Source organism: Phenylobacterium sp. (genome assembly GCF_016793225.1).
GTDB lineage: Bacteria > Pseudomonadota > Alphaproteobacteria > Caulobacterales > Caulobacteraceae > Phenylobacterium.
Window position 1 is genome coordinate 1 of record NZ_JAEUMN010000101.1, and the last position, 8,627, is coordinate 8,627.

Below are 8,627 nucleotides of genomic sequence, written 5' to 3' on the forward strand. Positions count from 1 at the left end.
CGGCAACCCGGACCCGCACGACATCCTGCGGATCCAGGGCATCGAGGCGCTGGCCGACTTCCTGGTGAACGAGATCCAGGAGGTCTACCGACTGCAGGGCGTGCCGATCAACGACAAGCACATCGAGACGATCGTGCGCCAGATGCTGCAGAAGGTGGAGATCCTCGAGCCGGGCGACACCGGCCTGCTCAAGGGCGACCACCTCGACAAGCTCGAGGTCGAGGAAGAGAACGCCAAGACGGAAGCCCGCGGCGGCCGTCCGGCGCTCGTCCAGCCCGTGCTGCTCGGCATCACCAAGGCGTCGCTGCAGACCCGCAGCTTCATCTCGGCCGCCTCGTTCCAGGAAACCACCCGCGTGCTCACCGAAGCCGCCGTCCAGGGCAAGAACGACACCCTGGAAGGCCTGAAGGAGAACGTGATCGTGGGCCGCCTGATCCCGGCGGGCACGGGCTCGTACCTGCGCAACCTGCAGCGGATCGCCGCCAAGCGCGACGAGGCGCTGACGGCCAGCCGCGAGGAGGCCATGGAGCCGCTGCCGGCGGAGATCGCCGACGCCGCGGTGGCCGAGACGATCGAGTAGCCAGCTCTCCAGTAACGTCACGCGTACGGACGGCCCGGGGGCGACCCCGGGCCGTTTCGCGTTCTGCGAGCGACGCGACAAGCTACACCCTAGCCGCCCCGAAGCTCTGCGGTTAGGCTCTGGCGCAGTAAGCTGGTGCGTTGGGGGGAGCGTATGAGGGGTTTGGCGACGGCGGCGTTGGCCGCCGTTTTCGGCATGGCGGCGGCCGAGGCGGTTGCCGCCCCTCCGCCCGCATCGGCCTTCGGACGCATCCCGGCCGTCGTGGACGCGGCGATCTCCCCCAACGGCCAGCGCGTGGCCATCCTGGGCGGAATGTCGGACCAGCGGGTCATTTCCATCGCCACGATCGACCAGGCGGGGCTGCCGGTGCTGCCGCTGGGCGAGGTCGAAACGGTCAGCGTCCGTTGGGCGGGCGACGGATTCGTGCTGGCGCGCATCGCCTACTGGGAAACGACGGGGCCGCGCGCGAACTATCGCTTCGAGCGCAACATCTCGATCACGCCGGACGCCAAGCCGGCCGCCAGCCTGCTCGACAACGACCTCCTGTCACGCTTCTCGACCGGCCAGAGCATCGCGGGCGTCATCGCCGGGCCGCCGGCGCGCGCCCTCGTCGTCGGTCTGTCGGAAAACAGCGGCGCAGCCGGGACGGAGGACACCCGGATCAAGCGCAAGGGCGAGAGCGGCGCCGTCTGGTCCCTGTGGTCGGTCGATCCAGCCAATGGCGACGGCAAGCTCGTCGAACGCGGCAACAACGACACCGTGGCCTGGGACGTCGACCGGGCGGGCCAGCCGCGCATCCGGCTGGACGTGGACGAGATCAACCATCGCTTCTCGGTGTTCGCACGGCCGGGCGGGAAAGGCTCCTGGACGTCCGTCTGGAAGGGGGGCAGCTTCGAGAGCCGGCGCAATTACTATGGCTGGTCGGAGCCGGACGACGCCATCTATCTCATGCAGCCCGGCGGGTTGGTGAAGGTCCGCCTGTCCGACGGCGCCAAGGAGCCGCTGGGAAAGACGGGCGGCGCGCCGTCACCATGGCTCGTCTGGGATCAGCACCGGAACACCGCCGTCGGCATCGGATCGGGCGCTGAGCGTCCGACGTACGAATGGCTGGATCCTGAGATCGGAGCGGCCGCCAATGTCCTCGTGCGCGCCTTCAAGGCCCAGGCGGTGCAGCTCGCCGGGTGGTCGGCCGACCGGACGCGGTTCCTCGCCCGTGTCGTCGGGCCGAATTCACCGGGCGTCTGGTACCTCTACGACCGGCCTCGCAAGGAGATCTCGCCCCTCGGCGACGAGTATCCGGAACTGAAGGGCGCGGCTCTCGGGACCACGCGGTGGATGACCTACAAGGCCCGCGACGGGCTCGAGATTCCGGCCTACCTCACGCTGCCGCCCGGGGCGCAGCCGGGCGCGAAGGTCCCGCTCGTGGTCTATCCGCACGGCGGTCCCAAGGCGCGGGACGAGTACGACTTCGACTTCATCGCCCAGTTCCTCGCGACGCGCGGCTATGCGGTGCTGCAGCCCCAGTTCCGCGGGTCGTGGGGCTTCGGCCAGGACTTCGAGGACGCCGGCAAGGGTGAGTGGGGCGGCAAGATGCAGACCGACCTGCAGGATGGCGTCGCCGCCCTCGCCGCCTCAGGCGATATCGACCCCAAGCGTGTCTGCATCGTGGGGGCCAGCTTCGGGGGATATGCGGCCCTGGCAGGCGCCGCCCTCTATCCCGACGCCTACCGCTGCGCCGCCTCGATCGCCGGCGTCTCGGACCTCGGTCTCCTCGTGGTCGAGCGGGGACGGACGTATGGCCGGGAGGGCGCCGTCACCGACGAGCTCCGGGCCGACCTGGGCGCCGCCTCCAGCGAAAAGCTGATGGCGCATTCGCCCGCGCGGCAGGCGGGCGCGGTCAAGGCGCCCATCCTGCTGATCCACGGCGACAAGGACACCGTCGTTCCGATCGAGCAATCGAAGCGGATGGCCGACGTGCTGAAGTCCGCCGGCAAGCCGCACGAATTCATCGTGCTGGAGGGTGAGAACCACTACCTGACGAAGTCGGCGAACCGGATCCGGACGCTGGAGGCGCTGGAAGCGTTCCTCGCCAAGAACCTGCCTGTGGACTGACAGGCCTTGGCTTTGGCGCGGGGGCGCCTAGATCAAGGGCCCCCAACCCGGAGGTCCTCCGTGCCGCTGCTGCTCTGTCCCAACTGCAACACGTCCATGCAGAACGTCTCGCGTTCCGGCGTGGACATCGACATGTGCCCCAGCTGCCGGGGCGTCTGGCTGGATCGCGGCGAACTCGAGAAGCTGCTCGAGGGCCAGCGGGCCGAGCAGACGGGGATGCAGCAGGATCGTCAGAAGTTCGAGCGCGAGGTCGAGCACTTCCATCGCGACCCGGACGACTGGAAGCGGCGTCACGCCTATGACAGTCACGAGCATCGCTACAAGTACGACGACGACTACCACTACCGGAAAAAGAAGAAGAAATTCGACATCTTCGACATCTTCGACTGAGAGCCGCGAGAGCCCTCCCGACCCGCCAGGCGGGCCGGGCTCGTCGTCCGGCGGCTGAAGCGCGTATGCGGCGCGATGAGCTGCGAGGTTGACTTAGATCAAAGATGACGCCGGCGTCATTTTTATGATCCCTGCAACGCCTGGAGCATCCGGGCGGCCAGGGAGATCGCCATGCTGCACGTCCAAGAGGTCAAGGGACCGCCCACCGAGGTCCAGTATTTCGACGAGGAGGAGCTGGCCCACCGGCTGACCGACCACGACGTCGAAGTGATCCGGGAAATCTTCCGCACACCGCTGACCGGGTCCTACAACTGGGACTACGAGGCGGCGAACGCGCGGATCCGCCGGCTCTACGAGCTGGGCAAGCGCTTCAACTGGAACTCCGAGCTCGATGTGGACTGGACGCTGCCCGAGCGCGATCGGGAGCCGGCCGGCGCCGGCGGGCCCGAGGGCTTCGCCGCCCATCCCAAGTGGCAGGCCCTGAGCCCCGAGCAGCGGGCGGAGTTCATGCGGCGCACGAACGCCCAGACGCTGTCGCAATTCCTGCATGGCGAGCAGGGGGCCCTGATGGTGGCCTCGCAGCTCGTGACCTGCGCGCCCACCCACGACGCCAAGCTCTACGCGGCCTCACAGACCTTCGACGAGGCGCGTCACGTCGAGGTGTTCCACCGCTACCTGATGGAGCGGTGCCACATGATCTATCCGATCAACCCGAACCTGAAGTTCCTGCTGGACAAGGTCCTCACCGACGAGCGCTGGGACCTGAAGTTCATCGGCATGCAGGTGCTGATCGAGGGACTGGCGCTGGCGGCGTTCCAGACGATCCACGCCAACACGCCCGATCCGCTGCTGCGCCAGATCGTTGGCCTCGTCATGCGTGACGAGGGCCGGCACGTGGCGTTCGGCGTCAACTACCTGGAAGACTGGATCCGGGCGCTGCCGCAGGAGCAGATCGAGGAGCGCGCGCAGTTCGCCTACGAGGCCTGCGTGGTGATGAAGAACCGCCTGATCTCCACGACCGTGGCCGAGGAGTTCGGCTTCACGCGCGACGAAGCGCTGGAGATCAACGCCAGGAGCCAGGGCGGATCGGCGTTCCGCACCTTCCTGTTCGAGCGGATGATCCCGAACCTGAAGCGCGTGGGGCTGCTCACCGACGCCATCCGGCCGAAGTTCGAGGAACTGGGCGTGCTGTCGTTCGAGAACCTGAAGCACGACGGCGAGATCGACTGGGTCCGGCTGGAGGCGCCGCTGGAGACCAAGTCGCGCATCGCCGCCTGAGGCCCCGGACGGCGGCGGCTAGAAGGGAACCTTGAGCTCGCGGCGGGCGTCGTTGCCCGTCGCGCGCCCGAGGTCCTCGGACGTCGCCCCGATGCCGGTGCTGGGCTTGTCGGGCTGCTTGATGGCCCCGGCGTTGTACCCGCTGCCCGAGACGCCCACGCCGCCGGGGGCGGAACGCTTGTAGACATAGTCCTCGGCCTTGCGCCGGGCGGCGGCCTCGAGGGCGCGCGCCTTGTCGCGGTCGACGCCGAGACCCTGGAACGGCTGGTCGCGGCCCCGCTGCCCGAACCGCTCGACGCAGGCCTCCCGTTCGGCGCGGGTGAGGGTGGGGCTGTCGCAGTCCAGCTGACTTCGCAGCGCACGCCGCGCATTCTGCACGAGCGCATCGTCCGCCCGCGGCCCGATGGTGGGGCGGATCTGGGGGGAGGGCGCGGCCTTCGGCGCGGGCGCAGCCGGCTGCACCGGGGCGATCAAGGGCGCGATGGGCGGAGGTTCGGCGGAGAACGGCTGGCGGCGGCGATGCAGCCGGATCGGCGTGGGCGTGGCACCGGCCGGCGCGGCGGCAGGCGGTGGCGCGCGGGGGATCAGCAGCACAGGGATGATCGCCTCGGGCGGAGCCGACGCGGGCGCGGGCGCGGTCAGCCGCGGCGCCTGCACCCACACGAGCGCGAGCAGGATCGCGTGGACGGCCACCGAGGCCGCCACGATCCCAATCCCCCGGCCCCGAGCGGCTCTCGCCGGCATCCGATCTCCCGAACCCTGAAGCTGCGCCTTGAGAGAGAACGCACGAAAGGCGAATTCATGACCGATCCGTCGCCCGGCGAGTCAGATTGACGGGACGGCGCTTCGCGACTATGTAGCGCCCTCTTTCGAGGCCGGGGATTCTTCCCAGCTCCGATGAGCCGATACCGCCGGGACGCCCGAAGGGGTGACCGGCGTGTTTTGCGTTCATGGGACGGCTTCGATCATTTGACCATGAAGACCCAACTGAGGCGCCTCGGCCAAACGGCACACGCCTCCACGAAGCGAGAGTAGATGCCGACAGTCAACCAGCTCATCCGCAAGCCGCGCCAGGACAAGCCCTCGCGGAACAAGGTCCCGGCCCTGAAGGGCTGCCCGCAGCGCCGCGGCGTCTGCACCCGGGTCTACACCACGACCCCGAAGAAGCCGAACTCGGCGCTTCGTAAGGTCGCCAAGGTGCGCCTGACCACCGGCATCGAAGCGGTGTGCTACATCCCCGGCGAAGGCCACAACCTTCAGGAACACTCGGTCGTGCTCATCCGCGGCGGCCGCGTGAAGGACCTTCCCGGCGTCCGCTATCACATCCTCCGCGGCGTGCTCGACACGCAAGGGGTCAAGGACCGCAAGCAGCGCCGTTCGCTCTACGGCGCCAAGCGTCCGAAGTAAGGAATTCCGAAGATGTCCCGTCGCCGTCGCGCAGACAAACGTGAAGTGCTCCCGGATCCGAAGTTCGGGGACCTCGTCGTCACCAAGTTCATGAACTACGTGATGTACGAAGGTAAGAAGGCCGTGGCCGAGAACATCGTCTACGGGGCCTTCGACATCCTGGAGACCCGCCGCAAGGACCAGGGCCCGCTGGAGACGTTCCACGCGGCCCTCGACAACGTGGCGCCCGCCATCGAAGTGCGCAGCCGCCGGGTCGGCGGCGCGACCTATCAGGTTCCCGTGGAAGTCCGTCCCGAGCGCCGCCGCGCGCTGGCCATCCGCTGGCTGGTGAACGCCGCCCGGAACCGGGGCGAGAACACCATGACCGAGAAGCTGGCCGGCGAGCTGCTGGACGCCTCCTCGAACCGCGGGTCGGCCGTCAAGAAGCGTGAAGATACGCACAAGATGGCCGAAGCCAACCGGGCCTTCTCGCACTACCGCTGGTAAGCCCGACACCAGTCACGCTTTCCGGCGCGGGCGGTTTGAGATAAACCGCCCGCGCCGTTCGTTCAGCCTCCTGAACCGCACCCCTTTTTCCAGGCGATTTCGCTATGCCCCGCACGCACAAGATCGAGGACTACCGCAACTTCGGCATCATGGCGCACATCGATGCCGGCAAGACGACGACGACCGAGCGGATCCTCTACTACACCGGCAAGTCGCATAAGATCGGCGAGGTCCATGACGGCGCGGCCACCATGGACTGGATGGAGCAGGAGCAGGAGCGTGGCATCACGATCACGTCCGCTGCGACGACCGCGTTCTGGAACGGCAAGCGCCTGAACATCATCGACACCCCCGGCCACGTGGACTTCACCATCGAGGTCGAGCGTTCGCTGCGGGTGCTGGACGGCGCCGTCGCGGTGCTGGACGGCAACCAGGGCGTCGAGCCGCAGACCGAGACGGTGTGGCGTCAGGCCGACCGCTACAACGTTCCGCGCATCGTGTTCGTCAACAAGATGGACAAGATCGGCGCCGACTTCCAGATGTGCCTCAGGACGATCCGCGATCGCCTGGGCGTGAAGGCCGTTCCGATCCAGCTGCCGATCGGCGCCGAGTCGTCGCTGAAGGGCGTCGTCGACCTGGTCCGCATGAAGGCGGTGGTGTGGGAGTCGGAAGGCCTCGGCGCCAACTACCACGACGAAGAGATCCCGGCCGACATGAAGGCGGAGGCCGAAGAGGCCCGCAACTACATGATCGAGAACGCCGTCGAACTCGATGACGAGGCGATGGAAGCCTACCTGTCCGGCGAGGAGCCGACGGAAGAAGTGATCAAGAAGTGCCTCCGCAAGGCGGTGCTGACCGGCGCGTTCTATCCGATCCTCGCGGGCTCGGCCTTCAAGAACAAGGGCGTGCAGCCCCTGCTGGACGCGGTGGTCGACTACCTGCCGTCGCCGGTGGACATCCCGCCGACCAAGGGCATCGACTTCAAGACCGAGGCCGAGGTCGAGCGCCGCGCGTCCGACGACGAGCCGCTGTCGGTCCTGGCGTTCAAGATCATGGACGACCCGTTCGTGGGTTCGCTCACGTTCTGCCGCATCTACTCGGGCAAGCTCGAGACGGGCATGGGCCTGCTGAACTCGACGCGCGACAAGCGCGAGCGGGTCGGCCGGATGCTGCTCATGCACTCGAACAACCGCGAGGACATCAAGGAAGCCTACGCCGGCGACATCGTCGCCCTGGCGGGCCTCAAGGACACCCGCACGGGCGACACCCTGTGCGACCCGGTGAAGTCGCCGGTGATCCTCGAGAAGATGAACTTCCCCGAGCCGGTTATCGAGATCGCCATCGAGCCGAAGTCGAAGGCCGACCAGGAGAAGCTGGGCGTCGCCCTGGCCAAGATGGTCGCCGAGGACCCGTCCTTCACCGTCCACACCGACCAGGAGTCGGGCCAGACGATCATGAAGGGCATGGGCGAGCTTCACCTCGACATCAAGGTCGACATCCTGAAGCGCACCTACAAGGTCGAGGCCAACATCGGCGCGCCGCAGGTGGCCTATCGCGAGAGCCTGGGTAAGACCACGGACATCGACTACACGCACAAGAAGCAGACCGGCGGCACGGGCCAGTTCGCCCGCGTCAAGATCAAGTTCGAGCCGGGCGAGCCGGGTTCGGGCTTCGTGTTCGAGAGCGCGATCGTCGGCGGCGCGGTGCCCAAGGAGTTCATCCCGGGCGTCCAGAAGGGCCTGGAGTCGGCCAAGGAAAACGGTCTGCTGGCCGGCTTCCCGCTGATCGACTTCAAGGCGACCCTGTACGACGGCGGCTTCCACGACGTGGACTCGTCGGTCCTGGCGTTCGAAATCGCCGCCCGCGCGGCCTTCAAGGAACTGCGCGAGAAGGGGGCTCCGAAGCTGCTCGAGCCGATCATGAAGGTCGAGGTCCTGACCCCCGACGAGTACATGGGCGACGTCATCGGCGACCTGAACTCGCGGCGCGGCCAGATCCAGGGCACCGAGACCCGCGGCAACGCGCAAGTGGTCACGGCCTTCGTGCCGCTGGCCAACATGTTCGGCTACATCAACAACCTGCGTTCGTTCTCCCAGGGCCGCGCGCAGTTCACGATGCAATACGACCACTACGACCCGGTCCCGCAAGTCGTGGCCGACGAAGTGATCAAGAAGTACGCCTGACCATCCAACCCTAGTTAGAGGACAAGCCCGGACAGGGCTGGAGCTTGAAAATGGCCAAAGAGAAGTTCGAACGTAACAAGCCCCACTGCAACATCGGCACGATTGGGCACGTGGATCATGGGAAGACGACGCTGACGGCGGCGATCACCATGGTTCTGGCGAAGACCGGCGGGGCGACGGCGAAGAAGTAC

At 67.4% G+C, this 8,627-nt stretch carries 8 protein-coding genes and 1 pseudogene; 8 read left to right on the forward strand and 1 reads right to left on the reverse strand.

All coding sequences use genetic code 11. The features are described 5' to 3' along the window. The 4 genes and pseudogenes from JNK30_RS11895 to JNK30_RS11910 all read left to right on the forward strand — a co-directional run. Window positions 1–580, forward strand: a pseudogene (locus tag JNK30_RS11895) (DNA-directed RNA polymerase subunit beta'); the annotation flags it as partial. Between the two features lie 153 nt (window positions 581–733). After that, the gene (locus tag JNK30_RS11900; protein WP_293482455.1) at window positions 734–2,692 is read left to right on the forward strand and encodes a S9 family peptidase; all 1,959 of its coding nucleotides are present in this window, start codon (window positions 734–736) and stop codon (window positions 2,690–2,692) included. Window positions 2,693–2,752: 60 nt separating this feature from the next. Next, window positions 2,753–3,082: a zf-TFIIB domain-containing protein gene (locus tag JNK30_RS11905; protein WP_293482456.1), complete on the forward strand. Its 330-nt coding sequence runs from the start codon at window positions 2,753–2,755 to the stop codon at window positions 3,080–3,082. Window positions 3,083–3,253: 171 nt separating this feature from the next. Continuing rightward, window positions 3,254–4,360: a ferritin-like domain-containing protein gene (locus tag JNK30_RS11910; protein ID WP_293482457.1), complete on the forward strand. Its 1,107-nt coding sequence runs from the start codon at window positions 3,254–3,256 to the stop codon at window positions 4,358–4,360. A gap of 18 nt (window positions 4,361–4,378) precedes the next feature. Here the strand turns inward: JNK30_RS11910 and JNK30_RS11915 are convergent, their stop codons facing one another. After that, complete coding sequence (locus JNK30_RS11915) at window positions 4,379–5,104, reverse strand: hypothetical protein (protein WP_293482458.1); 726 nt, start codon at window positions 5,102–5,104, stop codon at window positions 4,379–4,381. 291 nt (window positions 5,105–5,395) lie between these two features. Between JNK30_RS11915 and rpsL the strand changes: the two genes are divergently transcribed. The 4 genes from rpsL to JNK30_RS11935 form a co-directional block, all read left to right on the forward strand. Then, a complete protein-coding gene (gene rpsL / locus JNK30_RS11920) occupies window positions 5,396–5,767 on the forward strand; it encodes a 30S ribosomal protein S12 (protein WP_056018026.1) in 372 nt (123 codons plus the stop codon). Between the two features lie 12 nt (window positions 5,768–5,779). Then, the gene (gene rpsG, locus JNK30_RS11925; protein WP_111278707.1) at window positions 5,780–6,253 is read left to right on the forward strand and encodes a 30S ribosomal protein S7; all 474 of its coding nucleotides are present in this window, start codon (window positions 5,780–5,782) and stop codon (window positions 6,251–6,253) included. Window positions 6,254–6,357: 104 nt separating this feature from the next. Next, window positions 6,358–8,436 carry an elongation factor G gene (gene fusA, locus JNK30_RS11930; RefSeq protein ID WP_293482459.1) on the forward strand — a complete coding sequence of 693 codons (2,079 nt, stop codon included), beginning with the start codon at window positions 6,358–6,360 and terminating at the stop codon, window positions 8,434–8,436. Between the two features lie 50 nt (window positions 8,437–8,486). Next, a partial coding sequence (locus JNK30_RS11935) for a GTP-binding protein (protein ID WP_293482460.1) occupies window positions 8,487–8,627 on the forward strand: 141 nt, incomplete at its 3' end.